Below are 24,615 nucleotides of genomic sequence, written 5' to 3'. Positions count from 1 at the left end.
ACGGCGCTGCGTCGACACGCTCGCCTCATCCTCCGCTGGATGGTGAGCGGCACTCCCCCAAACTCCTACGACCTGTCGGAGGTGTACGAGCGGGCGCGGGAGTGGGCCGCCGCGGGACAGTCACTCGACGGCGGACTGCTCCTCCATCGCCGGGGTGCGCGCGCCTTCTGGGACGCTGTGCTCGGCCTGACCACGGAGGAAGAGCGCGGGCGCCTGGCGGACTGGGCCGACACGGGATGGCACCACCTCGACAGCTACCTCGACGTGGTCACGATGGTGTTCACGCAGGCCTACGCCGACCAGGCCGACCTGCCCTCCGCACAGGGCGACCGCCGGGCGCACACCCTCTTCGACCGTCTCTGCGCCCGCCTGCCGATCACCATGGAGGACCAGGAGCGCGCCGCCCGGCTCGGCTTCGATCTGACGCCTCCGTACGTGCCCTTCGTGGCCCTGCTCGACAAGTCCTCCCCCACCGAACGCGCCGAACTCGCGGCCCGTCTACGCACCGCCGGCGCACTCGCCTTCGTCGAAGACATCCGCATCACCGGACTCACCGATCCCGCATTCGACTGGTCCACGTTCCTGACCGACCAGCGGCTACTCCTCGCACAGGACCTGCCGACCGGACGGACCGGCCTGCAGACCACCGTCGACAACCTGCGCCTACTCGTCGGGGTCGCATCCCGGTCCCAGCGGCGCGGAAGCGTCCGGGTCGAAGATTTCCTCCCCCAACTGCTCCTGGCAAACTCTCCCGAACTCGCCAACTCAGTGACCCGCCGCGTCTTCGGCCCACTGACAGGCGGAGACAACGGCGAACTGACGACGACCCTCGCGTGCCTGGCCGAGAACCAATTCGACAGCGCCTCGACCACCGCCGCTCTTCATATGCACCGCAACACCCTGCGCTACCGGATCAAACAGATCGAGAAGGTCACCGGCCTCGATCTGCAAAGCCACGGCGATCGCACACTCGTATGGCTCGCCGTGATCTGGGCGCAGAACTCCTCACGGCCAGTCGAAGTCGCGACCCGCAGGAACTGAACGATCGCGGGCCGCGTCAACAGGCAACAACCCTCGAGGACCGATCTTGACCGGTCCTACACCACTCCGCGACAGAGCCACACCCTGGTCGGCACTCCATGTCTGTACGCACACTTGGGGATGCTCACGAGTGCACTTCGGAGGGTTACGAGCGTTGCGAGGTGCGCGAGAGCAGCAGACTGACGCGTACACGGTTTCTGGAACTCAGTGCCCTTGTGCAAAGGCCGGAGAAAGAAGACGGCAGAGGGCACACCCCCCAGGGGCGGAGCATGCCGAGGTAGACGGCGGCAAGCGCGTGTGGTGACCGCATTCCCCGCAACCCGACCGCCCGCCGCGCGAAGCACCCCCCACCCAGAACCGACGACACCGGCACCACTGACAGCGAGAATGCGATGAGCAACCCCATGGAACTGCCCGCGCAGCCAGATCAACCCGAGGTTCCCGTGGCGCCGGAGGAGCTTCGCGTGGCCGCCGAGAGCTCACCCGACGGCTGGATCCGCAAGGTGGACCCCGCCTGGCAGGGCGAGGGGCCGCCGCCCTCCTGGGCCGTGGTCGGCAGTTGGCGTTCCGGCCCGGACGGCACCATCCAGGACTGGCAGGAGAACCCGGAGTACACCCCATCACCCGCCGCCCTGGGCTGGCCCCAGCCCACCGACCCCGTCGACGCCGCGATCCAGCTCGCCCGTACCGGATACGGCCCGGCCGAAGACGTCCACCGCAGCCTCGTAGCCGCCGAAGTGGCCTTCTTGGTGACCGCCGACGGCACGCCCCTGTCCGGTGTGGCCCGCGACGGCACCCCCGTACTCCCCGTCTACACCTCGACCGAACAGCTCCGACACGCAGGGCGGCTGCTGGCCGAGGTCCGGGCGGTGGCCGATCTCCTTCCCCAGTTGCCCGAGGGACACCGGTTCTACGTCAATCCCGCCGGCGCGGTCAGCATGCTCGTGGAGACCGAGCCGCTGCGCGAGGCGATCGCCACACATGCACCCGCGCCGGTTGCCGCCGCGACCGCCCCCAGGGACGCCACGCAGACCGAAGATGACGAAGCTCAGGCCGAGGCAGGCACTACGGCCGAGGAAGTACCCGCCGAGGCGAACACCGCAGTCGAGGAGGTCGTGTCCATACCCGGGATGGACGAGTCGCCCCGCGCACTCACGGACCGGGCCGGGACCGCCGGCGTCTCCGGCGACGCCGGGGCATGAGGACCGGCGTCCGATCAGTGCTGGGTGCCGGCCGACCAGAGGGTAGTGCCCTGGTAGACCACGCTGACGTCGCCATCGGTGCCGAAATAGAGATAGGCGCCGTCGTGGCCTGAAGTGACGGAGCTCCAAACACCGAAGGTGTCCTTGTTGTAGACGACGAGGTTGCCGTCGGCCTGCATGATGGCGCGGTATCCGGTGCCGGAGGTGCCCGAGGACCAGCGTCGGTGGTGGTCCTCGTCGTAGATGACGAGGTTCCCGTCGGTCTGCATCGTCATGGTCGTCCGGTTGGTCTGCCAGGACTCGCCCGGCATCAGTTGCTGGTCGTGTCGCACGGTCAGCGTCGTCCATGCGATCGGGGCTGACACCACCTCGCTCGGGTGCGGATCCGCAGACTTGCCCGAAGGCGCGGCGGTCTTTGGCGCTTGGGCGCCGATACCTGCCGACGGGCTCAATGACGCCGAGGCTGACCGGGTGGGTGAAGCCGACGAAGCCGGAACGACGCGTGCTCGCTGCGGGGACGGTGTCGTCGAGGACAAGGAGGTCGCGTACGGCTCGGCAGTCGCGCTGCTGCCGGCCGCCGCGGGGGCCTTCGTGTCCGCCGCGGAGTCCGCTTCGAACGCCGCGTGTGTGGCGAACCCCGCGGTCACGAGGACGGCGATCCCGGCGAGAATCGCCCCCACTCTCCGTCCGCCGGCGCCCTTGCCGGCTGCGGCGGTTCGGAACAAGCGGCCTCGGATGGCCTGGGTACCGGCGGCTTCGAGTGCGTTGGCGAACTCGGCGGCGTCGGCCCAGCGCCGCTCGCGCTCGGGGTCGAGGGCGCGTCGCGTCACACGCCGGACTGCGGCCGGCACCTGCGGCTGCGGCGGACCGGGCCAGTCGAGCTGTGCGGTCGAGGCCGGCAGGCTCCCGGTCAGCAGCTCGTAGGTGAGTACACCCAAGCCGTAGACGTCGGCCCGCTCGTCCACATCCACCAGGACGTCCTCGGGAACTTGCTCGGGAGCCATGTAGCCGGGTGATCCCACACCCTGCGTCAGTCCCGAGGCGTGCGCCAGACTTTTGGCCAGGCCGAGATCAGCCACCAGCAGCCGCTCACGACCGCCCGACAGCGTCTGGAGCAGGATGTTGGAGGGCTTGATGTCACGGTGCACGATGCCGACCGCGTGCAGGTCGGCCACACCTCGTGCTGCCTGCACCGCGAACCGCAACGCGTCGTCTACGGTCAGGGGCCCCTGGGCCAGCCGGTCGGCCAGTGTTCCGCCGTCGGCGTAGGTCATGACGAAGTACGGTCGTCCGTCAGGCAGTTCACCGATGTCATGCACTTGCACCACACGGTCCGACGCTGCTTGGCGCAGCAGCCGAGCCTCGTCCAAGAAACGCTCCCGGAGGTCGGACCGATGCACCCACTTCTCCGCCATGACCTTCACCGCGACCGGCGCGTCCAGCAGGTCGTCGTAGGCGAGCCAGACCATGCCGAAACCTCCGCAGCCCAAAAGGCGTTGCAGGCGGTGACGTCCGACAGTGACAAGTGTTGACATGAAAGCGGAACTCCAGCGCAGTCGCCGTTCGACATTTGACCGGCTCGGGGATGCGGCGAAGTCGGCGCCCGCGCGTCGTGCCGCCCACCAGCGACACTCGGTACCGGTCACCGCCTCACACCGCCGAGACGGTGAGGGCACCTCACCGGGCGCCCGTCCGGCATGCCGGGTTCTACGCCCGCAGATGCCTATGCGCCAGTTTCTACGCGCGACACAGCCCCGCACAACGTGCGCAGGACCAACATGATCCCCATTCTTTGGACACCAGCACAACGAACTGTTCTTCGAGCACCGGTACAACAGATCTGCCCATAGGGTGCGATCACCGATCACGGCTTACATGCGGGGGACACGTACTTCGCTCCGCCGATCGTCCGACACCCTGAACACAACGGAGTACTCCCGTGCCGCTCCCCCCTGACGCCGAGGATCTCGCCGCCCTGGCCGCGAGTGGAGATTCGACCTCGCTGAACACCCTGCTGCAGGCGATCCACCCCGAAGTACTCCGCCGCTGCGGACGGTTCCTGCCCAACCACCAGGACGCCGAGGAAGCGGCGCAGGATGTGCTTCTGCAAGTCGCCCGGAAAATCACTTTGTTCGAGCGGCGCAGCCTCTTCAGCACTTGGTTGCACACCGTGGTCACCAACTGCGCTCGCCAGAAGTACCGCGAGCTGAAACGCCGATGGACCGAAATGCCGGTGTCCATCGAGGCGATGTACCCACCGGAGCCGCGCACCACGAGCGTGATCGCCGGCTACCGCGTCGACCTGTTGGAGGCGCTCGATCGTCTCGAGCGTGACTATCCCTCGCTGGCTCCGCCCTTGATCTACCGAGACATATGCCGCATGAGCTACGCGGAGATCGCCGAGCGCACCGAGCTGCCCCTGGGCACCGTCAAGTCCCGTATCAGCGCCGCGCGTCGCCATGTGCGCCAGTGGCTCGCCTGACCCGGGCGGGGCGCGCGGCCGTTCATACCTTCGTGCCGGCGTTCCAGATGGCGTGTCCCTGGTAGACGACCATCACGTTGCCGTCGTGGCCGAGGCGGAAGTACGCGCCGGGGTGGCCGCTCGTGCCGGTGTTCCAGATGTCGTCCCCCGCCTTGTCGTAGATGATGGCCACCGCGGCCTCCCGGGCCTGTCGGCGCACCTGGTCGAGGTAGCGCAGGTAGTCGCGGCGCTCGGCCCGCATCTGGGATTTGCGCTGGCTGCCGTTGCGGCCCAGTTGTCCCAGGCCCATGGCCATCATGGAGGCGCCCATCATCCCGGACATGAGGTAGCTGCCGGTGCCGCGGCTGCCGGTGGAGTACATCAGCGTCATCGTCGCGCCGCCGAGCCCCATCGGCAGATAGGTGAGCAGCGCGCCGGCATCGGCGGTCGCGGGTTCGCCCAGCACCGGGGGTTCGGCGAGTTCGAGGTTTCCCTCGGGCATCTCGGGACCGGCGACGCGCGGGCCGCGCTTGAACACCACCTCGCTCATCTCGGTCCGGTCCTCCTCTGCTGTTCGGTAGATGCGACTTCGACAGCCACGTTAGGAACAGCAGAACCGCGAGCCAGTCCGTCATCGGTGGACAGGGGACGGGCGGACCCCGCGCAGTGTCCGTTCATGCCGTCGGTCAGGCGGTCCCACCGCAAAAGGCCCACGCCCGGATCTGCTTCCGACGCCCGGTCCGGCAGCTGAGCGCCGGCGGGGTCATGTGGAAGCGGCTCACAGCCGCCCGCACGAAACCGCTCTTTGCGGCCACGGCCACGAAACAACACACCCGGCGTATGTCGAGGTTCTCAGGGCTCACGAAGACCGCGCCCACGACGGCACATGCCGAAAGGGCTTCACAATCGAACTGATGGGCATTGGCGATGGCACCCTCATTCGATCCACGATGGTCCGACCGGGGCCCGCCCGGAACGGCCTTGGCCGTCACGGGAGTTGCGCGCTGGGCAGGCAAAGGCAGCTGGTACGCGCCGGGGCACGAGAGGCATCCACTTCGGGGAATTTGTCATGTATTCATCATTAAAGAACTCGGGACCGCACGGCGACACCTGGGCGTTCGTCACCGGGTCACCGAGTGAGTGGAATGTCCACACCGTATGTGCGGGCGACGTTGCGCTCGCCCGGATACGGGCCGATCCCGAGGCTGCTGTGACCCGTCCGCGTCTGCCGGTCACTGTCGCATCGCCGTCCCATCGGCGCGGACGCGTCCGGGCCGAGGATCTCCTACCCCGGCTGCCCCCGGCGAAGTCCCCCCAACTCGCCGCCGCTGCGATCCGTCGCGGCTTCGGCCCGCAGAGCAGCGGGGACAACGGCGAACCCACGACGGTTCTTGGCTCCCTGACCAAGAGCCGGCTCGACAGCGTCTCCACGGCAGCCACCCACCGTGTGAGCCACGACACCCTGCTGTGCCGGATCAGACAGATCGGGAAGCTCACCGGCCGCGACCTGCAAAGTCACAGCGACCGGATGGTGGTGGGGCTCGCGGTGCTCTGGGCGCAGGTCTCCGCACGGCCGGCCACATCAAAATTCATGCGAACCAAACGGCTGCCGGCTGCATCCAAGGGCGCCGACCCCACAGGCACGTTCACTTCAGAAAGCGACCAGCGATGAGCCACCCGATGCAAGCCCCCGTCCGTCCGGTCCCGCGGCAGCGCCTGGCAGAAAGGGACCACCGCCGTCCGGCCGACCCGTCAGCGATCGACCCGTCGCCGAACAGGCATCCGCAGGAGACACACCGGCCGGTACCGCGGCCGTACGCCGGCGCCGTCATGCAGCTTCCCCCGAGCTCGGTCTCGGTCGCCGTGGAAGCCGCGGACCCGCTGACCTGCGCCGGGCTGGCGGCCGGCCTGAGCCACGCACCGAAGCTGACACTCACCCCCGTGGCGGAGGCCGACGTCGTGGTGGTGGCGATCCAGACCGCCGACAACTCCACGCTGGAGGCCCTGCAGAGCCTGCCGATGCCGCCCCCCGCACGGATCGTGCTGGTCGTCAGCGACGGCTGGTACGCCGACCTGACCGTGGCGGCCGAGCGCGGAGTACGGGCCGTGCTCTGGCGTGCCGAGACACAGCCGCAGGCCCTGATCCGCGCCGTACTCGCAGTCGCCGCCGGCCAAGCGCTGCTGCCCTCCGCCGTGCAGGGCGAACTGCTGGACCAGGCCGACCGCCTCCAGCGCAACGTACTGGTCCCCAAGGGCCTGACACCCTCCGGCCTCAGCACCCGGGAGGTCGACGTGCTCCGGCTGGTCGCACAGGGCCTCGACCTCGCCGAGATAGCCGACACCATGTGCTACTCCGAACGCAACATCAAGAAGATCCTCTACGGCGTCATCAACCGCCTCGGACTGCGCAACCGGGTCCACGCCGTCTCCTACGCCATCCGCCACAAACTCATATGAACCTGCTCGAAGCCCACACGCCCGCCGGATGCGTCACCCCCACGCAGCGAGGATCACATGAATGCCAGCCAGCCGCCCCGCGAGCACGGCCGGACACGGGACACCGACCGGACCACTCCGCGGTCGCGCTACCCGGAGTTCGACCTGGCGGCGTCCGCGGCCTATCGCCGTCCGTTCGGTGAGAGCGTCGACGCACCGGACTACATCCACAAGGCAGCCGAAGTCGCGCCCGACCACTGGATCGCCATGGCGGACCCCGCTTGGCAGGGCGAGGGGCCGCCGCCCCCCTGGACCTTGGTCGGCAGATGGCGTTCCGGCCCCGACGGCACCATCCAGGAGTGGCAGGAGAACAGGGAGTACCGCCCCTCCCCTGCGGCCCTGGGCTGGCCCGACCCCACCGACCCCGTCGACGCCGCGATCCAGCTGGCCAGCACCGGCTACGGCACGGCCGAAGACGTCCACCACAGTCTCGCGGCGGCCGAGGTCACCTTCTGGGTCACCGCCGACGGCACCCCGGTGACCGGCGCCGCACCCGACGGCACCCCCGTACTGCCCGTCCACAGCTCCACCGCCCAACTCCCAAGGGAAGGGCAGCTACTGTCAGAGGTCCGCCCCGTGGCCGACCTCCTCCGCCAGCTGCCCGTAGGGCACCACTTGTACGTCAACCCGTCCGGCGCGGTCAGCCTGCTCGTGGAGACCGAGCCGCTACGGGAAGCGGTCGCCGCGCACCTGGCGGCGGCCGACACCGGCTCCGACGCGGTCTCGGACCTCCCCGATACGGAGGCGTCGGCAGCGGGGGCCGGCCGGGAGGCGTGAACACCTCCGAGGAAGGGCTCGTAGGGTGACGGATGCCGTCGCCGCTCCCCCTACGAGCCGACTTGGACGTCCGTCCGCGGCCGGCCACGTCGGCACCGCCCTTGATTCGGCCTCCGTCGAAGTGCAGGGCATCCTGCTCGACCCCCGCCCGGCCGGTACGTCCACCCGTTCCGCTTCGGCGGCTCCGAGCCCCAGGGGCCACGGGGCGGTCCAACCGCCGCGGGGCTGACGGCATCTCGACCCGGCTCCCGCCGGCAGGAGATCCGCGGATTCCGTGCGGTCAGGTACGAGCACCATCACGGAGGAGATCCTGCGGAGCGCGCGTGCACGTTGTTCGAGACCCTCGGTCCACCGGGGCCCCCAAGAGCGTGGTCTGCTCACTCCGGAGCGAGAGAATGACGCTCACGGGGTAGCTGCCGTTTCCCTCGGCCATGGGCCAGCGGATGACCGTCTCACGGGTTGCGGCTACGGGCATGGCGGTGCCTCGGACACGAACGTCTCGTAGGAACAAGGGAAAGGCGTTTCCCGATGCGCCTCCTCGGCCGCCGCGGTGGGCAGTTCGGGTCGCAGGAGGCAGGCCTCCGCCAGCGCACACCCCCTTCTCGGCCCCGGCGGTGGCCGCATCGTCCGGGCGCCGACGACAGATCACGCCGCACCGGGCGTACCATCCGCCGGTGAGCAACCACGGCCGGGTGGGCGAGGCGTCCCGCCCGTTGCTTCCCGCATCTCCTCTGCCGACACGGGCCGGATGATGACCGGAGATTCCCTCCGTGGCCGTGGGGAAACGTGCGGTCGGCGCCCGTAAGCCGCGCGGCACTTGGCCTGTCGGCGCATTTCAGGGTCATCGACCCAGTGCCGTGCGGTTGTGCCCGCGGAACACGGCGTGCGAGGCCCTGCGGTGGATCGGGACCGCTGGCTCCCTACCGACCTGCGACATATTCACCGGCGTGAGTGTGATGCACATGCCCACAGTGCGGCCGGGCGTTCACACCGATTCCACGACGCCCGCCCCCAGCACCTCCATGTGTCCATGGGGCCACGTGTACATGTGTCGGTTCATGTGTCCGCGTGCCATGTGTCCGCGTGTCATGTGTCCGTGTGGTCACGTGTCCATGTGTCCGCGTGGCCATGTCTGCAGCGTCTCGGCAGGACCGGCTCCGGTCCCTCGGTCAGGCATCCGAAAGGGACGCCCCGTGACGGCACGAGGCCGTGAACGGCTACGCCTTCACCCGGATCAGCGCGTCGACGTTGCCTTCGCTCGGCTGGCGCATGCGGGCGCCCACCCTTCGCAGGATGGAGAGCATGCGCTGGTTGTCACTCCCTGTCGTGGCTGTGACGGCCTGACGGTCGAGGGCGTGCGTGCGGGCAGGACTCGACGCGCGGCGCCACAACGGGCATAGCGCGACGGCCGAGACGGCGAAGACATGGGCTGATGCACGGCGCCGAAGGACGCGGCATGAAGCCGCGTCCTTCGGCATCAGCAGTTGACAGGGGGTTTTCCGCATCATTGCGCGAGAGCGATGGCGCTTTCCGGCTGCTCGGACGGGTCGTCCTGACCGCGGAACGACAGCAGGCGCGAGGGAAGAAGCCAGAGGCAGGCGAGTGTTCCGCCGATCGCGCCGACCCACAGGGCCACGGGGATTCCCGCGGTCGCGGCGAGGACGGCGCCGGTGACCGCACCCAGCGGCCGGAGGCCGAAACTCACGGTCTGGTAGGCGCCCCGTGTCTGCGACCGGAGGTGAGGGGGCACCACGAGCGCGAACACCGAACCGACCGAGATGTCCTGAACGGATTCACCGACGCCGCCGAGCAGTGTCGAAGCCAGGACCAGAGCGAACACGAGGCCACCGGTGGCCCCGACCGCGGGGATCACGAGGAGCGGAGCATGCGACAGCACGCAACCGACCAGGAGCATCCGACCCAGACCGATGCGGCGGGCGAGCCGGGAAGCCAGGGCCGCGCCGGCGAGTCCACCGACGGCCTGCACGCTGAACACGAATCCGATCTGGGCGCTGGTCAAGGCCAGCTTGTGGACGTAGTACCAGACGAGCACCGACAGGAAGACCATGTTGAAGAAGTTGCCGGTGGCGGTGACCGAGAGGGCTGTCCTGATCAGCGAATTTCGCCGGATGAAGGCCAAGCCGGGCCGGCGGTCGCGACTCTGCGGGGAGCCGGGCTCGTGGTGTCGCCCAACCGGGCGCAGCCGGAGGAGGAACAGGGCGGCTGCGACGGCGGTGGCGGCGTCCACGCCGACCGCTGCTGGTACCCCCGCGAGCTGGACGAGCAATCCGCCGACAGCAGGTCCGGCCAGGATCGCAACGGTTTGACCCGTGTAGGAGGCCGCTTGCCCGGCCACGTAGAGCTCGGGCGGCAGGGTGGTGGCGAACAGGCCGCTCTCGCTGACATTCGACAGTACCGAGCACAGGCCGATGACGGCCAGGATGATGGCCAGCTGGGTGAGCGTGAGGACGCCGAAGGCTGTTGCGATCGGCACGCTGCTCAGGATGACAACCCGCAGGAGGTTGGCGCCGGCCATGAGCCTGCGGTGATATCCCGTTCGGTCGGCGAAGGAGCCAACCGGTATGGCCAGGAACAGGCTCGGGAGCCAGATCACGGCCGACAGGACGGCGCTGTGGACGGCGTCGGCGTTCAGGACTTCGATCGCGGCCAGCGGCAGGGTCACCGAGGAGATGGCATCGCCCAGGGCAGCCAGAGTGGTGGCGGACCAGAGCTTTCTGAATGCGGAATGGCGCAACGGCGTCGGCACCGAAGGACGTGGGGCCCGCAAGGTGATGGATTCCGTTTCTGGCGATGGCGGATATGGCGCGGGGTGTGCGACCGCTCCGGCGTACGCAAAAGGACGCCGGAGCGGTCGATCACTTTACCAGGAGTGCTGCTTCTTCATTTTCTTCACCTCCACATGTTCATGGACCCCTCTCCGTAAGGGAGTCACTGGGAAAATTATTGAGGAAGTCGGCGAATATCGCCAATGCCGATACTGTCGTCACTGATGCCGGATCGGCATTGGTCGAATTGCGATTCCCCGCGCACGTCAATTCAGCCCTGCAGAAATGAGAACCCGCCGGCCGGACAGGCAAATTCCGAATCGCCGGTAGAATTCAGTGAAATGGGGTCGTCACCACGTGAACGCGCCTGGGGCCCCGCGCACCGAATGTGCGCTGGGGTGCGGGGTCTCACAGGATCAGGTAGAGCGCGAGCAGAGTGGCGCCCGTGGCCACGACGTACACCTCGAAGGCGCCTCGCAAGGCCGTCGGTGCGTTGCGCAGCTCCATGAAGTGCAGACCGACCAGGCGTACCTTGATCAGCGCGATTGCCACGACCGCGCAGCCGACCACGGTCGACGTACCGCCTGACGGACCCCCTTCGATGCCCAGCAGCCAACTCGACAGCGTGGCCAGGACGAGTGCCGGAAAGACCCACATGTGTCACGCCACCAGGTAGAAGAGCGGGAAGAGGACGAGCCAGAGCAGATCGACCATGTGCCAGTAAGCGGCCGCGCCCTCGGCGACGAGCAGTTGGCCCCGGCTCAGGGCCGGCCGACGGGACAGGACGACGAGGACCGTCAGTGCGCCGATCCCAATCGCCAGGTGGGCCAGGTGGATGCCGGTGAACACGAAGTAGTACATGAAGAAGTCGTTGCTGGTCGGTGTATGTCCGTCGTGGATCACGAGCGCGTATTCGGTGCCCTTGACCGCGGCGAACCCGAGCGCGCACAGAAGCGCCCATGGCAGGGTCCGTGCGGGTCGGCCGGCTCGCAGTTGCCGTAGTCCGCGGGCCACCAGCCTGGAGGCGGTCAGCAGGAGCAGTGTGTTCAGCAGCCCCAGGTCTGGATGGAGGGCCTGCTGAGAAGCTCGGAACATCTTCGGTTGCCTGCCATGCAGCACGGCTATGAACCCGAAGAACACCGAAAACATGACCATGTCGCCGAGGAGGAAGATCCAAAGACCTGGCTCACCGGGGATATGACGGTGCCGATGAGGTACCGAGTGCTCGGTCTCGGCCATGGTGGCGGTCATGCCGCGGGTTCGAGGACGGCCGGGACCCGGTCGTCCTCCAATCGGCTTGCCGCCCGCACCATCAGGTACGTCATGACAAGGAACCAGGCTCCGAAAGCGCCGGCCGCGACCCAGAACGAGAGGATGCCGTTCCAGGCGAAGGGGCCGGTCTTGAAGAAGGTCAGCAGGATGCTCGGCAGGAAGAGGAAGGCCATCCAGAGGTTCAGGTACGCGGACCAGCGAGGCAGGAGCGGCGAGGGGCGCTTGTCGGCCAGGATCGCCACTCCGACCACGGTGGCCTGCCCTATCGCCGGAAATGCGTTCATGACCAGGGTGATCCAGCCCAGGTCGTTGAGCGCCATCGTGATGTCGGGCGAACGGTCCGGCCGGTAGGCCGTCGCGGTGAAGATCAGGACCGGTACGAAGATCGCGGCCACGTTCGCGGCACCACACACGAGTTGTACGGCAGCCAGCGGCTCCAGCCGCGCGTCGATACGCCTGATCAGGCTCGCCAGCGCTGCGACGAAGGGGGCGGTCACCACTGCGCCGACGAGCATGACCACGAGCCCGGCCCGGATCGAGTTGGCGTGGTCGGTGTAGAAGGCGGCTACCCGCTCCGCCGACCAGCTGGGCGCCATCGGCGGTATCCAGTGGGCGATCAGCAGGGCGGCGAAGAACAGGGCGATGAACAGGTAACCGAAGCTCGCGCAGACGATCAGGATTCGGCGGGACATGCTGGAATCTCCTGGTTCCGGAGGGGACGGGTACGGAGCGGGCTTCGCTGCTCGGACCTGAGGACATGAGGGGGTGGGACGGGGGCTGCCTGGCCCGGCGATCGACCTGGGGAAGACCACCGGGCCAGGCTGCTCGGGTGCGCCGGACACAGGAGAGGCGAGTTTGGATTCCCGTTGTCCGGCGCGAGCTTCGGGTCTGACGTCTGGCCGATCTCCGGGCGGGGTCAGGCCGGTTCACTCAGGTACGGGAACTCGGCGCGCAGCGTCCCGGTCGCGTCGCCGGCGTCCAGGCCCATGTCGACAGGAGCGTTCAGCACGATCTCGAACATCGCTTCGGGAGCAGACTCGGCGAGTCCCCTGCCATTGCGGGACTTCGCACCGAAGCCGGCTTCGGTGCCCACCTGGTAGCGCAGGACGTCCGGGAAGATGATGTCCCTCGTCGCGGCGCCGTAGCCCTCCGGGTCGGAGTGCGTGCCGTTGGCGGACACGAGGCCCGCGACCTTCCGGTGTACGAGGTCGCCGTAGTTGGCGAGGTCATCACCCGGATCAGTGGCGTTGTAGTCGTCGAAGCCGGCCTCGGTGACATCGAACAGCGTGCTGGTGAGCGGTGTCGCGCACCGGTTGATCTGTATCCAGCCGCCGTGGTGGTCGTCGAGCGCGGTGGTGGCCCAGAGACCGATCGTCCCCGATCCGAGGAACTCGTCCGGTACTTCGAGGACGATGGCGGTGACGTTGCTGCCGGCGAAGAGGTTCGATGCTTGCTGCGGTTCGAACGCCGAGAGGTCCACAGGCGCGCCGCTGCGGAGCGCGGTGATGACCGCGGTGATGACAGTGCCGTCGAGATAGAACGGGTCACCGGCCCGGCCGACGAATGCCTTGAGGCCATCCGTCGTGGTGACCGTCTCCTCAGTCCTGCCGCTGGCCACGGGAATTCCCGAGGCGTTGCGGTCGGTGGCCTCGGCGCCGGTGAGCCGCTCCAGGACCCAAGCCTGCTGGCCGTCCGGTTCGGGTGCGAGGAACCCGAACCGGAACGTCAGGTCCTGCACCGCGTCGTCGTCGGTGTCGATGTGGAACTCGTACAGCGCCTCGGGGTGGAAGCCCTTGTCGGCCGAGACCGGGTTGGTGTTCATGACGAAGACGGTGCCGCTTTGACCCTTGAACAGATAGACATCGCTGATGTCCAGGCGGGGGTCCTGCTTTGCGGCAGCTGAATCCTGGTGATGGGACATTGATCGGCCTTTCGTGTGGGCTGAGCGGGACAGGGCATGGCGATGCCCTTCGGCTCGGCAGTTGTTGTGTCACAGCAATCGGGATGGTCGGTTCTTCGAACCTCATTGGGGCGCTGCGGCGCCCGCCAGCCCGTTCGGTTGAGCGGGGCCCGCGGTCCGGCGTCCGTTCAGGTCTGACGCCGAGCCGCTTGGGGTCAGGCGTGGCCACCGTCGGCGCGCCCGCCGTCGTAGCGCTCCGGCCCGGCGATCGCCGTGCTCAGGTGCTCACGGTCGTCGCCGAGCAGCGGGTCGCTGCCAACGCGCCGAGGTCGACGTGGCTCACGTCGAACATCCTGACCCGGGCCGATCATGCGTCGCCAATGCCTATCCGATGGCCCGTTATGCCGGCTCGGCATCAACCTTCCTGCGGGGAGACCTGGACGGATCACGCGGGACCGTGCCCCGGGGTGACTGACAGCGGTCCGCAGATCGCTCCGGATCCGGCCCCCGGCAGGTCGATCGCGGTGAGCGCCGGCGAGGAGACCGAGCCGCCGTGCGCGGCCAGGGTGGTGACGGACCAGCGCTCGCGTGTCGCTGTGGTTCCATCGGTCTTCCTCGGCACCGGCGGTCGTTCAGGTGATTCCTTTCGGGGCGGGCCGCCCTGGGCAGGCAGTGCACCGCGAGGCGGGCAGGCGAACGGTGGAGACGGGAGTGCACGGTGGCCGGCTCCTCTGGCAGGGGCTGTGCGGGAGCCGGCCGCGTCCGGGCGCCGGCGTCGGGAGGGCGAGCCGTCGACCGGACACTCGGACTCTAGGACCGCCACCGATCCGTCCGAGCCGGCCTATGGGATCTTGGGTCCCGACAGACCCTCTGGTCGTCCCTTTCGTACCTGCCTCGTCACGAGACAGGTTGTCAGGCGGTGACGTCCCGGTTCCGCCAGCTGAGTGAATAGGCCGCTCGGCGAGCACGCATCAATTCGCCGAGCGGTCGATGCTCCGGCGCCGCGATCCAGGGATTGAAGCTGCTCTTCTCGACGGTCTCGGCGAACGCCTTCTCCGGCGACTGCCGAGGCAGACGCAGTCGTGCCACGGTGAGCCAGGGCGCGTCCCATCGGACCGATGAGTCTTCGATCGGCGTACGGCTCTCGTCCTCGAAGAACTGGGCTTGGAAAAGGAACTCCAGGTCGTCCTCCTCGAGTCGCGCATAGACGTCGGCGGCCAGGTTTTTGCGGGCTGCTTTGTTGATCTGCGTCGAGGCGGCACACAGCTTCAGCCGTGCCGCGTAGTCGCCGAACGCGATGGGCATGATGCTGTAGAAGTCATGCGTGGCGAATCCGCTGAACGCTTTCACCATGTCGCGGAAGTTCGCGACAGCGCTCTGTGTGAGCTGGGGCTTCGTCGCGGCCTTGTAAAGCGCAGCGCCAGGCGCGCTCGTGGAGAGATCGACGATCTGAACGACGTCCGCGCTGCCCCTGACCGCCAAGGTCTCCTGACTGACCAGGGTGAAGTTCTGCTCGACGGCGACGGATGACGGCGTCGAGGCCCCGAGTACCTTGATCGCGAACCCGCGGATGTCGGGGGCCCGGTCGACGGAGAAGTTTCCGTTGGACAGCCGAACCTGTGCCTCGAAGACAGTGGGAGCGGCGAATATGCCCTGCCGCGCGTAGTCAGGAAGATCTTCTTCCACCACGAGGGCGGCCTTCAGAGCGGCTACCTGATTGCGGTGCAGCGCCCTGCCGTGGCCATGCTTCTTCAGACGTTTACGCTGCAGCTCACTGAACACTTGGGCCTGTTCCGTATGCTGGGTACTCTCGTCGGGCAGAAAAACTTCGTGCCATTCAGTGCTCGGCATGTGAAAACCCTTCTCGATGTTCGGCCCTCTGCCGGACAGAGGGCGGTTACCGCCTGGCGTCGGTATCGGCGCCCTTGGACTTCAGCCCCGCCGTGCGGGCCTTCGGGATTGTGGTGCGTTCGCGCCGATGACGCCCGTACGAGGAGTACCGCGAGGCAGCCGGCAGATGAGTGCATGGATCACTGCTCCGACGAGCGTTTCATCCACCATCCGCCACAAGAACTTCACTATGACCGTGCCTTCGCATTCAGAGCCGCCACGCGGCCATGGTCTGGGACTTCCAACGGGTACTCAGGGCCGTTTCGCATCGCGTCGGATGGTGTCGGCAGCCCGTTCGGCGACGGCGAGGACCGTCGCGTTGACCCCGGTGTTGGGGATGGACGGCATCACCGAGGCGTCCGCGACACGCAGACCGTCTACGCCGTGCACCTTCAGGTCCGGGTCTACGACAGCGAGGTCGTCCATCCCGATCCGACAGGTACCGACCGGGTTGTGGAAGGTCGCCGCGTTCCTGCGGACGTACGTGCCGAGGTCGTCTCCCTTTCCCGGAGCGGTCTCCCGTGCCCCCCACTGATGCCAGGCCGGCATTCGGCCGAGTTCGCGCGCTATGCCGAGGGCCGTCAGCATGGCGGACACATCACCGCTGTCGGCGAGGTAGTTCGGGTCGATCAACGGCAGCCGGTGCGGGTTCGAGCTTCGGAGCCGAACCGTCCCCCGGCTTGCGGGCGCCGTGTGAGCGAAGGTGACCGTGTGTCCATACTCGGGTGTCGCGACCCCGGCGACGTCCGCCGGAGCGTCGAGCAGCATCAGCTGGACGTCCGGAAGGGCTGCAGCGCCGCTGTGCACCAGGGCGCTGACCGTACTGAAGCCATGGCTGGTGGTCAGTTGCCGCTCCGCCGCATAGACCACGGGGCACTGCAGGTGATCGTGGAGGTTGGCCCCGACGCCGGGGAGGTCGGCCAGCACCGGGACGCCGACAGCACGCAGATGTGCTGCGGGACCGATTCCGGAGAGCAGCAGCAGGTGTGCGGAGCCCACCGTCCCGGCGGCCATTATGACCTCGGCGCGCGCCTCGGCTCGTTCCACCATCCCAAAGGACGTGTATTCCACGCCGGTGCAGCGTCCGCGCTCGATCAGCAGGCGGCTGACGGCCGCCTCGGTTGCCAGGTGCAGATTGGGCCGGTGCAGCGCCGGGACCAGATAGGCGTCCGCGGCGCTCTGTCTGCGGCCGCCTGCCCCCGCCAGATCGCACCAGAATGCACCGTGCTGACGTTCACCGTTGATGTCGCCGGTGAGATCGTGACCGGCCTCGGTGAGTGCCTCGAGGAAGGTCAGCGACGCGTTGTCGAGCTGGGTCGTCGGCGCCGCCCACACCGGCCCGGTGACGCCGCGCAGGGCGGGGTCGCGGCCCATTGCCGTCTCCGACCGGCGGAAGTACGGCAGCAGCTCGGGGTAGCTCCAGCCCTTCGCGCCGCTGTCCGCCCATCCGTCGTAGACGGCTCGGTGCGCGCGGACGTGCATCATCGCGTTGATCGAACTCGATCCTCCGAGGACTCGTCCACCGGGCCAGTGATGACTGCGCGACAGCGTCCCGGGCTGGGGCGTCGTCCAACGCGACCAGATGATCTCCTTGGCCGTGATGAGCGGGAAGCCGACCGGCAGGTGCATGGCCGGCGGCCCGATCGCGGAACCGGTCTCCACGAGGAGCACCTGCGCCGCCGCGTCTTCGGACAGGCGCGCCGCGACGACGCAGCCAGCCGTACCGCCACCGACGACCACATAGTCGTAGGCAGTCATCTCTCCCCTCCTACCGGTGCCTGGAAGCGGGGCCAGGCGGGGTGGGCCCCTGCGTGGGTGACTGTCCGTGAGAACTGGGCGGTACCTGGAGGTTCGTCCTCAGACCGGCGGATGGTCAGCCCGAGGGCGCTCCAGCTCCTGCGCGTCACGGCATCTGTCAGGGGTGCATGGACAGCTGTGGCGGCGTCATGCACGAGCAAGCCGCGACGACACACTGTCAAAACCTTTTCCGTCAAGCCGATTTCCATTCTCCGCCGAGCATTGCGGGCCCACGGCCCGTCCCGCCAATGCCGATTGGGGGAACCGTCATGCCGATCGGGCATAACGTCAGTACACAGTTGTTCTGCTCGCTCTCGCCCCGCCGTGGCGGTGACGGTGCGCAAGGCGTAGTTCCGCGGCATCGGGTGTGCCCGACCGCCGCCCATCGGCACCTCTATGCCGAACCGAGTGCCTCGATCACGATCTTGGCGAACTGGTCGACGGACGGCATCTTCCGATTCTTGGCGTACGCCAGCGCCACCATGCGCGGGGCGACACCGGTCAGCTGGACGTAACGGATGTCGGGGCGCCGGTAGAAGTCGGCGAGGCCGGCCGGGACCACGATGAACCCGGTACCGGACGCGACGGCCTCCAGGCTCTCCTCGATCGAGGTCGGCCGCTCGTCTTCCCGGCGGTTGCGCACCGCTGTCGCGTCGACGTCGGTACCGCGCCACTCGGGTACGTCATCGGAGTCCTGCAGCAAGCGGTACGGCGTCAGCTCCTCGATGTCGATCATCTGCGCCTGCGCCAGCGGATGCTCGTCGGAGAGAGCGGCAACGCGCGGCTCGGGGAACAGGGGAACGATCTCGAAGGTGTCGACCGGCAGTGGCAGCCGGACGAAGCAGACGTCGACGCGGCCGTCGAGCAGATAGTCGACCTGGTCGGTGGGCGTCGTGTGCAGGACTTGCACATTGACCTCCGGTGCCAGCGCCCGGAACTGCCTGACGATCGGTGTGACGATGACCCCTGGCATGAAGCCGATGGTGAAGTGGTGCCCCTCACGGCTGGCAAGGCGGACTCGCCGCTGCAGAGCCAGCGATGCCGCGAGCAGCGGCCGTGCGTCCTCCAGCAACTGACCACCTGCCGGCGTGAGCGCCGTACCCAGCGGACCGCGTTGGAGCAACAATGCTCCGAGATCGTCCTCAAGGGCGCGGATCTGTCGACTCACTGCGGGCTGCGTCATGTTCAGTCGTTCGGCGCCACGCACAAAGCTGAGCTCTTCGGCAACCGTCACGAAATAGCGGAGACGCCGGAGGTCGATATCCATGGCGTCATGTTAGCCACGCTGCTTTTCCTGTCGAACTGCCGTCCGCAGAAACGCCTTGGACTTCGGTGATGCCCAACCGGCATGACTTCTTAGCGAATCGGCATTGGCGTTACCCGGCATCCGTGCTCATGATGGAATGACATAAAACGGCCCCCGATCGACGATCAACGGAGGGCCCCCGCATGGTGCTCGCAGTGCGTTCAAGCGCGACCCACTCAAGGATTCGTGTCTATTCTCGGGTATCCACAAGGAGATGCCCCAGGAATTCAGCGAACCGGCTGCTCTTCAAACTCAAGGCCCAGTCGCACCCAGAGTCGATCTGCTCACCCGGATTTCCGGGTCGCCGTGGTCTACATCGCCAGGAGAACGCGGCGAACCGATGAGGCGGATCACCTGAGCCCGGTGCTCCGCCGGAGCGCCGCCTGAAGCAGACGATCCACCAGGTCCCCGTACCCGATGCCACTGGCCTGCCACATCTGCGGGTACATCGAGACGGGGGTGAAGCCGGGCATGGTGTTGATCTCGTTGATCATGAACTGTCCCTCCTCGGTGAGGAAGAAGTCCGCGCGGACCAGGCCCTCGCAGGAGGTGGCCTCGAACGCCTTGACGGCCAGTCGTCGCACCTCACCGGTCTGGCTCTCGGTCAGTGCTGCGGGCACCACCCCGGGGGTGGACTCGAGGTACTTCGCCTCGAAGTCGTAGTACGCCTGTGCGGTGGGCGCCGGGATCTCGGCCGGCACACTGGCCCGCGGTCCGTCGGGGAACTCGAGCACGCCGCACTCGATTTCACGGCCCCGCACCAGGGCCTCCACGAGGATCTTCGCGTCGTGCCGGTGCGCCTCCTCGATCGCGGCCTCCAGCCCCTCCCGGCCGTCCACCCGCGTGATACCGATCGAGGAGCCGGCGCGTGCGGGTTTCACGAACAGCGGCCAGCCGTACCCGCTGGCGAAGCCGCTGATCCGTGCCAGGACGCCCGCCGGGTCGAACTGCCACTCCCGGGGTCTGATCACCAGGTACGGCCCGACCGCGAGGCCGAACGAGCTGAACACCCTCTTCATGTACTCCTTGTCCTGGCCGATCGCCGAGGCGAGAACGCCGGCGCCGACGTAGGGGATGCCGGACAGTTCAAGCAGGCCCTGCACAGTGCCGTCCTCGCCGTACGGTCCGTGCAGTACGGGGAAGACCACGTCCGCTTCGCCGAGAACCTTGGGCTCCGTGCCGCGTTCGCTGAGGACGACAGTCCTGTCGGTCGGGTCGATGGAGATGACGACGTTGCCCCGGTCCGAATCCGTGAGCTGCTCGACCGCGGGCTGCCGCCGGTCGGCCAGCGTCATACGGTCGGGATCGTCCGCCGTCAGGACCCAGCGGCCGTCGTGGGTGATGCCGACAGGCAGGACGTCGTATTTCTTCCGGTCGATGGCCCTCAGGACGGCCCCCGCGGTCACCACGGAGATGCCGTGCTCTGAGCTGCGGCCGCCGAAGAGGACCACCACCAGCGGTCTGCGGCGCGATCCGGACGGAGGAGAGGTGGATTGTTCGGTCAAGGTTTCTGCTTCCTTCACTGAGCGACGCGGGAGATTACCGGGGCATGGAATGAGAATTCGAGCGCTCGGTCCGGACGTTGGCGATATCACTGCCGGCAGGCGTGCGGCGCCGGCCTTCCGGGCGGGAAGACGACGCCGCACGCCGGTGGACAGAAGTCCTCGGTTGTCCAGTCAGCTGGTCAGCTGGTCAGCGAGGAACGGGAGACGGGGAAGTTGAAGTAGGTGTCCGGGTAGGGCTCGGCGGCGAGGGTGAAGTGCCACCATTCCTCGGCGAGATTCACGAATCCGACAGACTCGAGCTCGTTCTTGAGCAGCAGCCTGTTGCTGTGCTGAACTCCCACGATGCGCGGGTCGAGCGTGTGCGCAAGCGTGTCGAAGCAGTCGAATCCGGTACCCATGTCGATCGAGTTGTCCGGGAACCGCTGCGCCTGGGGTGCGTAGCAGGGCTCAAGCTTCTCCCCGGGCACGTAGGCACGCGTCGGCTGAGCCGGCAGCTTCACGAGCGTGAGGTCGATCGTGCTGCCACGGCTGTGTCCCGACTTCGCCGCGATGTACCCGTCGGAGAAGAGGTTGGCCTTGTCCACCTGCGGGTAGAACTCGTCCTTCATCTTCAGGTCGGTCAGGTCCTGTGCCCAGTCGACGAACTGGTCCACCGCGCGCTGCGGCCGGTAGCAGTCGTACACCTTCAGCGTGTAGCCCTGGGCCAGGAAGTAACGCTCGGCCTTGGCAAGCGCCTTTGCGGTCGGGGCGGTGACGATGCACAGCGGTTCGACGTAGCCGTTTATCGGCGTTCCGATGAAATTGTGCGGCGTGCTGTAGCGCATTTCCTGCAGAATCGCGGGAGCCACATCGTGGAGCGCCACGAAATTGGCGGGCGCCTTGCTGTCCGTGTCGGCGGCCCGCGCGGTGACGGAGGCGCTCGTCACCGTGACAAGGACGGCCGCCAGAAATGCCAGCAGCACTGGGACGCGCATTCGCGCGTTATTGATTATCACGAGCCCGTACTGAACATGACGAGGAACACAATGTCACCTGTCTTTCACAGAATTTTACTTGATATATGGGCGGGGAATTTTCCCAGACCCGCGAACGGCGCCAGCGAGAGCGCCATGACGAAAAGGCCGAAGAAGAGGGTGCAGTGCAGAAGGCCGTATTCGCCCACGAGTAGACCCGCGACGAGTACCGGAACGCACATCGACGTATAGGTGATGGTGTAGATGGCGGCCATCAGCCCCGCCCTTTCCGTCGCGAGTACGTTCGCTGTCACCAGACGGACACCGCCCTGGAACGCGGGGCCGAAACCCGCACCGGCCACCGCGGTCCCCACGTACAGGGCTGTGCGCGAATCCTGGTGCGCGGCCAACAGCGTGAGGGCCACTCCCGACGTCAGAAACAGGGAACCCCCCAATGCCGTCCGGCCGGCGTCGGCACGCCGGGTCAGCAGGACGGCGGGGATCGCACTGACCGTCAGCAGGGACACGACCAGTCCGTCGGCGGTCGCCGATCCCGATCCTGTTATGCCCTGGACCAGGTCGGGGCCCAGGGACAGATAGAAGCCGCCCAGGGCCCACACGGCCACGAATACGGGTGCGGTGACGAGGAGGGCTCGGCGACTCGATTCGGGTGCGCGGATCCGGGGTCGCACCGAAGGCCACGCTCCCGGCCTGGGCGACCTCGACTCCGGTAAGAAAGCCAGGCCGAGCGTCTGCAGGGCCATCGCGCTGAACAGCAGCGTGTACACGCTGCTGAGGTGAGCCGGGATCAGGTCCATGAGCAGGCTCGTGCCGAGCGTCCCCAACGCCATGCCGATGAGCGGGGCGATGCTGACGAAGAGCGGGCCCCACCGCCGGGTCACGTCGAGCAGAGCAGCACCCAGTGCACTCGTCGCGGCACCTGTCGCCAGCCCCTGGAGCGTCCGGGCGAGGATCAGCGACGTCACTCCGCCGGCCTGCAGGAAAAGCAGCATGGACAGTGCTTCGAGGACGAGAGCGGCGCCGATGACCGGCCGCCGGCCGACATGGTCGGAGAGCGATCCGACGGTCAGGAGTGCGACCAGGACGCTCAGGCAGTACACACCGTAGACCACGGTGACGGCGCCGGAGGACAGGTGCCAGCTTTCCCGATAGACGCGGTAAAGCGGAGTGGGTGCGCTGGATGCGACGAGGAACGTGGTGAGCACGGTGGACAAGAAGACAGCCGGCATCCGACGGGTGACCGCGTCGCCGGCCCGGGTAGCGGGCCGTTTGACCCTTGATTCGGGCCTGACATGAAGCTCTTCGAGCATCGTTGCTCGGCTCTCTGTATGGGAAGGGAGGAGTGGGAGACGCGAGCGGTGCCCGCGGGGCGCACATCACCTGGCCTGTCGGCGCGTTCCAGAGTCATCGCCCTGGCGACGGGGCACGGTCGCCCGCAGAGCGTGGTACGCACGAGCAGACCGCGCTTCCACGACTCCGACGGCTGCGCGGCGGCTTGACCCGCATCAGCGCGGCCTCCCACCGACGGGGGCCGGTGGGAGGCCGACGTGGACCACCGTAGGGGACCAGGTGATACGCCGACGGCCGCCGTGGCGCATCGGGCACCAACAGGACCTCGACAGGGGCCGAAGAGGCACTTCGGCCCGGCAGGTGTTAGGTCCCTCGAGCGCGCTGGTTGAACGAGGCCTTGCTTATCGCGTTCGCCGCCGACGCAGGGATTCTCCCGAGAGGCGGCTCACCGGGTGCCTGGGCAAGCCTTCGGTAAGCCGCCCACGGTGGGGATCAGGTGGGGATGTTCCACCGCTGGTTGACGGCGGTGGTGCAGTTGGTGATCTGGAGCTGGGTGAGAGCGGTGGTGTAATTGGCGGTGCCGTCAAGGCACTTGCCGGACTGCGGGTTGTAGATCGTGCCATCGGCGCGCGTCTGCCAGCTCTGGCCGCCGGAGCCGTCGCAGTCGTACAGCTCCACGAGGGTGCCGTTGGCCGTGCCCCCGCCCTTGACAGCCATGCACTTGCTCTCGACCATGATCGTGCCGTTGAGTTGCAGCGTCCACTGCTGCGAGTTCGTGTCGTTGCACCAGTACAGCTGGACCGGGTTGCCGTTCGTGGTGTTCCCCAGGCGGTTGTCCACACACATCCCGGCGGAGTTGCTGATGGGGCCAGTCGGGTTCTTCTCATTGGTCAGGGAGAACCCACTGTTCGGCGTCAGCACCGCATAGGACAGATCCGAGCAACCGAGGTCGGACGACTTCACCGTGGTCGCCACGGTCGAGTTGGCCTCCGTGGCGGCCGTCCACCCTCCGCCGAAGGAGGTCTGGTACTTGAGTCCCGTGGTCTGGTACACCGCGCCCTTGGTCTCCGCACAGTACTGGCCCTCGCCGGTCGCGGGGTCGTAGTGGGTGTAGACCTCCATCATGTCCCAGCCGCCGCCGGTATTGCTCAGTTTGCCGGTGTCCGCGCTCTTGAAGAAGGTCTCCCATTCGTGTGTGTCGTAGTTGTAGAGGTAGGAGGTCCATTCGTTGGTCGTCGCGTTGGTCTGAATGTCCTGGACCGAGTACGACGGCCGGCCGTTCACCTTCTTGGTGTAGGTGTCCACGAAGTCGGAGTCGACGACCACGTACTTCCCCCAGCCCGGGCTTGCCGCACACCAGTCCCACGCACCGACCCAGACCGTGCCCCCGGAGTAGATGGTGGTCATCTCGATGCAGGTGGCGTTGCTCGGGTCCAGGGTTGGCGCATAGACGGTGTCGTCGCCGGTGACCGGGGTCGAGACATTCACGCTGTGGGTGGCCTGTGCGCCGTGCATGGTCCCGCCGGAGGGGAAGACACCCCAGTAGGCGTGGTACTTCCCCGTCCAGGATGACAGGGCGCCGGTGGTGGCATCCGTGGCGGACGGCGCGTCTTCGTAGACTCCGACGGAGCCCTGGTGCCGGGAGGCGTTGAGCTCGTAGAACCGCCGGGAGGCCTCGGCGGGCAGTTGCTTTCGAGCCGCCGCGCCCGTGGTGCCGGGGACCACTCGCTCGCTGTGTTGGGCATCAGGCGCCGGTGAGTCGGAGTCCGACTGGGCGGGGGTCGCTGCTCCAGCAGGTCGGGCGGGAGCCGCGGCTTCGGAAGCAGGTGTCCCGGTGGTGAGCGCCAGCACGGCGGCGACCCCCACCAGGGCAGCGCCCAGCTTGTGTATGCGCACTACTTGTCCTATCTGACTGTGC

21 protein-coding genes are annotated in these 24,615 nt (G+C 67.5%); 6 read left to right on the top strand and 15 right to left on the bottom strand.

The features are described 5' to 3' along the window. The first annotated feature begins 39 nt into the window (after positions 1-39). Entirely contained in the window at positions 40-1,041 is a 1,002-nt protein-coding gene (locus ABZT17_RS08415; protein ID WP_356345327.1) for a helix-turn-helix domain-containing protein, read from the top strand. Between the two features lie 464 nt (positions 1,042-1,505). Beyond that, complete coding sequence (locus tag ABZT17_RS08410; RefSeq protein ID WP_356345325.1) at positions 1,506-2,243, top strand: type VII secretion system-associated protein; 738 nt, start codon at positions 1,506-1,508, stop codon at positions 2,241-2,243. A gap of 14 nt (positions 2,244-2,257) precedes the next feature. Here the strand turns inward: ABZT17_RS08410 and ABZT17_RS08405 are convergent, their stop codons facing one another. Further along, a complete protein-coding gene (locus ABZT17_RS08405; protein ID WP_356345322.1) occupies positions 2,258-3,778 on the bottom strand; it encodes a protein kinase in 1,521 nt (506 codons plus the stop codon). Positions 3,779-4,182: 404 nt separating this feature from the next. Between ABZT17_RS08405 and ABZT17_RS08400 the strand changes: the two genes are divergently transcribed. Further along, on the top strand, positions 4,183-4,725 hold the full coding sequence (locus ABZT17_RS08400; RefSeq protein WP_356345320.1) for an RNA polymerase sigma factor: 543 nt from the start codon (positions 4,183-4,185) through the stop codon (positions 4,723-4,725). A gap of 22 nt (positions 4,726-4,747) precedes the next feature. Here the strand turns inward: ABZT17_RS08400 and ABZT17_RS08395 are convergent, their stop codons facing one another. Beyond that, positions 4,748-5,254, bottom strand: a complete 507-nt coding sequence (locus ABZT17_RS08395) for a hypothetical protein (RefSeq protein WP_356345318.1) — start codon at positions 5,252-5,254, stop codon at positions 4,748-4,750. Positions 5,255-6,151: 897 nt separating this feature from the next. On the opposite strand from ABZT17_RS08395, the gene ABZT17_RS08390 reads away from it, so the two are divergent. The 3 genes from ABZT17_RS08390 (at position 6,152) to ABZT17_RS08380 (ending at position 7,977) form a co-directional block, all read left to right on the top strand. Next, positions 6,152-6,376, top strand: coding sequence for a hypothetical protein (locus ABZT17_RS08390; protein WP_356345316.1), 225 nt, complete (start codon positions 6,152-6,154; stop codon positions 6,374-6,376). Positions 6,377-6,534: 158 nt separating this feature from the next. Then, positions 6,535-7,161: a response regulator transcription factor gene (locus tag ABZT17_RS08385; protein ID WP_356345314.1), complete on the top strand. Its 627-nt coding sequence runs from the start codon at positions 6,535-6,537 to the stop codon at positions 7,159-7,161. Positions 7,162-7,218: 57 nt separating this feature from the next. Then, positions 7,219-7,977 (top strand): type VII secretion system-associated protein, encoded by a 759-nt coding sequence (locus ABZT17_RS08380; RefSeq protein ID WP_356345312.1) that lies wholly within the window; start codon positions 7,219-7,221, stop codon positions 7,975-7,977. A 1,504-nt stretch (positions 7,978-9,481) separates the two neighbouring features. On the opposite strand, the gene ABZT17_RS08375 is transcribed toward ABZT17_RS08380, so the two are convergent. The 13 genes from ABZT17_RS08375 to ABZT17_RS08315 all read right to left on the bottom strand — a co-directional run bounded on the left by ABZT17_RS08375 (position 9,482) and on the right by ABZT17_RS08315 (position 24,593). Then, complete coding sequence (locus tag ABZT17_RS08375; RefSeq protein ID WP_356345310.1) at positions 9,482-10,744, bottom strand: MFS transporter; 1,263 nt, start codon at positions 10,742-10,744, stop codon at positions 9,482-9,484. A gap of 427 nt (positions 10,745-11,171) precedes the next feature. After that, positions 11,172-11,420 (bottom strand): cytochrome C oxidase subunit IV family protein, encoded by a 249-nt coding sequence (locus ABZT17_RS08370; RefSeq protein ID WP_356345308.1) that lies wholly within the window; start codon positions 11,418-11,420, stop codon positions 11,172-11,174. Between the two features lie 3 nt (positions 11,421-11,423). Next, entirely contained in the window at positions 11,424-11,858 is a 435-nt protein-coding gene (locus ABZT17_RS08365; protein ID WP_356345306.1) for a cytochrome c oxidase subunit 3, read from the bottom strand. Between the two features lie 152 nt (positions 11,859-12,010). Further along, a complete protein-coding gene (locus tag ABZT17_RS08360) occupies positions 12,011-12,727 on the bottom strand; it encodes a hypothetical protein (protein ID WP_356345303.1) in 717 nt (238 codons plus the stop codon). 224 nt (positions 12,728-12,951) lie between these two features. Then, positions 12,952-13,956 carry a DUF4331 family protein gene (locus ABZT17_RS08355; protein WP_356345301.1) on the bottom strand — a complete coding sequence of 335 codons (1,005 nt, stop codon included), beginning with the start codon at positions 13,954-13,956 and terminating at the stop codon, positions 12,952-12,954. Positions 13,957-14,380: 424 nt separating this feature from the next. After that, positions 14,381-14,557 carry a hypothetical protein gene (locus ABZT17_RS08350; RefSeq protein WP_356345299.1) on the bottom strand — a complete coding sequence of 59 codons (177 nt, stop codon included), beginning with the start codon at positions 14,555-14,557 and terminating at the stop codon, positions 14,381-14,383. 290 nt (positions 14,558-14,847) lie between these two features. Continuing rightward, positions 14,848-15,786 (bottom strand): hypothetical protein, encoded by a 939-nt coding sequence (locus ABZT17_RS08345; protein ID WP_356345297.1) that lies wholly within the window; start codon positions 15,784-15,786, stop codon positions 14,848-14,850. A 291-nt stretch (positions 15,787-16,077) separates the two neighbouring features. Continuing rightward, the gene (locus tag ABZT17_RS08340; RefSeq protein WP_356345293.1) at positions 16,078-17,583 is read right to left on the bottom strand and encodes a GMC family oxidoreductase N-terminal domain-containing protein; all 1,506 of its coding nucleotides are present in this window, start codon (positions 17,581-17,583) and stop codon (positions 16,078-16,080) included. Positions 17,584-18,016: 433 nt separating this feature from the next. Next, positions 18,017-18,889: a LysR family transcriptional regulator gene (locus ABZT17_RS08335; RefSeq protein ID WP_356345290.1), complete on the bottom strand. Its 873-nt coding sequence runs from the start codon at positions 18,887-18,889 to the stop codon at positions 18,017-18,019. Positions 18,890-19,278: 389 nt separating this feature from the next. Beyond that, a complete protein-coding gene (locus tag ABZT17_RS08330) occupies positions 19,279-20,433 on the bottom strand; it encodes a D-alanine--D-alanine ligase family protein (protein ID WP_356345287.1) in 1,155 nt (384 codons plus the stop codon). A gap of 179 nt (positions 20,434-20,612) precedes the next feature. Further along, positions 20,613-21,407, bottom strand: coding sequence for a M15 family metallopeptidase (locus tag ABZT17_RS08325; protein ID WP_356345285.1), 795 nt, complete (start codon positions 21,405-21,407; stop codon positions 20,613-20,615). 65 nt (positions 21,408-21,472) lie between these two features. Further along, positions 21,473-22,717, bottom strand: coding sequence for an MFS transporter (locus tag ABZT17_RS08320; protein ID WP_356345283.1), 1,245 nt, complete (start codon positions 22,715-22,717; stop codon positions 21,473-21,475). Positions 22,718-23,189: 472 nt separating this feature from the next. Continuing rightward, positions 23,190-24,593, bottom strand: coding sequence for an RICIN domain-containing protein (locus ABZT17_RS08315; RefSeq protein WP_356345280.1), 1,404 nt, complete (start codon positions 24,591-24,593; stop codon positions 23,190-23,192). Positions 24,594-24,615: the final 22 nt, after the last annotated feature.

It is taken from the genome of Streptomyces sp. NPDC005648, from assembly GCF_040605395.1.
Lineage (GTDB): Bacteria > Actinomycetota > Actinomycetes > Streptomycetales > Streptomycetaceae > Streptomyces.
Note: the sequence above shows the minus strand (reverse complement) of the source record. Positions and strands in the feature narration are given on the sequence as shown.